This window comes from Helicobacter pylori, assembly GCF_003637665.1.
Classification (GTDB): domain Bacteria; phylum Campylobacterota; class Campylobacteria; order Campylobacterales; family Helicobacteraceae; genus Helicobacter; species Helicobacter pylori_CK.
In genome coordinates this window covers 1-1800 of sequence record NZ_MVWR01000024.1, presented here as the reverse complement: position 1 = coordinate 1800, position 1800 = coordinate 1, and the positions used below count along the sequence as shown (strand labels likewise).

Annotated in this window: 1 protein-coding gene; it reads left to right on the top strand. The window is 44.0% G+C overall.

Going from position 1 to position 1800, the window contains the following annotated elements:
• A partial coding sequence (locus EAL49_RS08180; RefSeq protein WP_162973143.1) for an outer membrane protein occupies positions 1-1800 on the top strand: 1800 nt, incomplete at both ends.

Here is a 1800-nt window from a genome sequence, read left to right as displayed (position 1 = left end):
CAATTATGAAAAGCTGAACAACCTTTTGAACAATTACAGCACCCTAAACACCCTTATCAAATTATCCGCTGATCCGAGCGCGATTAACGACGCAAGGGATAATCTAGGCTCAAGCTCTAGGAATTTGCTTGATGTCAAAACCAATTCTCCGGCGTATCAAGCCGTGCTTTTAGCGTTGAATGCGGCAGTGGGGTTGTGGCAAGTTACAAGCTATGCTTTTACTGGTTGTGGTCCTGGCAGTAATGAGAGCGCGAATGGAGGTATCCAAACTTTTAATAATGTGCCAGGACAAGATACGACGACCATCACTTGCAATTCGTATTATGAGCCAGGAAGGGATAGCACTATATCCACTGAAAATTATGCGAAAATCAATCAAGCCTACCAAATCATTCAAAAGGCTTTGACAGCCAATGGATCTAATGGAGATGGTATCCCGGTTTTGAGTAACACCACCACAAAACTTGATTTCACTATCAATGGAGACAAAAGAACGGGTGGCAAACCAAATGAACCTTTAGTATACCCATGGAGTCATGGGAAAGCTATTTCAACCTCGTGGAATGGAGGAACATCAACACCAACAACAGAAAATATCAACACAGAAAATAACGCTCAAACCCTTTTAGAACAAGCGAGCATCATTATCACTACCCTAAATGAGGCATGCCCAAACTTTCAGAATGGTGGTAGCGGTTATTGGCAAGGGATAAGCGGCAATGGGACAATGTGCGGGATGTTTGCCAATGAAATCAGCGCGATCCAAGGCATGATCGCTAACGCGCAAGAAGCTGTTGCGCAAAGCAAAATCGTTAGTGAAAACGCGCAAAATCAAAACAACCTGGACACTGGAAAACCATTCAACCCCTACACAGACGCTAGCTTTGCGCAAAGCATGCTCAAAAATGCACAAGCGCAAGCAGAGATTTTAAACCAAGCCGAACAAGTGGTGAAAAACTTTGAAAAAATCCCTACAGCCTTTGTATCAGACTCTTTAGGGGTGTGTTATGAAGTGCAAGGGGGTGAGCGTAGGGGCACCAATCCAGGTCAGGTAACTTCTAACACTTGGGGGGCCGGTTGCGCCTATGTGGGGCAAACCATAACGAATCTAAAAAACAGCATCGCGCATTTTGGCACTCAAGCCGAGCAAATACAGCAAGCCGAAAACATCGCTGACACTCTAGTGAATTTCAAATCTAAATACAATGAATTGGGCAACACCTATAACAGCATCACTACCGCGCTCTCCAAAGTCCCTAACGCTCAGTCTTTGCAAAATGTGGTGAGTAAAAAGAATAACCCCTATAGCCCGCAAGGCATAGAAACCAATTACTACCTCAATCCAAATTCTTACAACCAAATCCAAACCATCAACCAAGAATTAGGCCGAAACCCCTTTAGGAAAGTGGGTATCGTCAGCTCTCAAACCAACAACGGTGCCATGAATGGGATCGGTATTCAGGTGGGCTACAAACAATTCTTTGGCCAAAAAAGAAAATGGGGCGCTAGGTATTACGGCTTTTTTGATTACAACCATGCGTTCATTAAATCCAGCTTCTTCAACTCGGCTTCTGACGTGTGGACTTATGGCTTTGGAGCGGACGCTCTTTATAACTTCATCAACGATAAAGCCACCAATTTCTTAGGCAAAAACAACAAGCTTTCTGTGGGGCTTTTTGGCGGGATTGCGTTAGCGGGCACTTCATGGCTCAATTCTGAGTATGTGAATTTAGCCACCGTGAATAACGTCTATAACGCTAAAATGAATGTGGCGAATTTCCAATTCTTATTCAACATGGG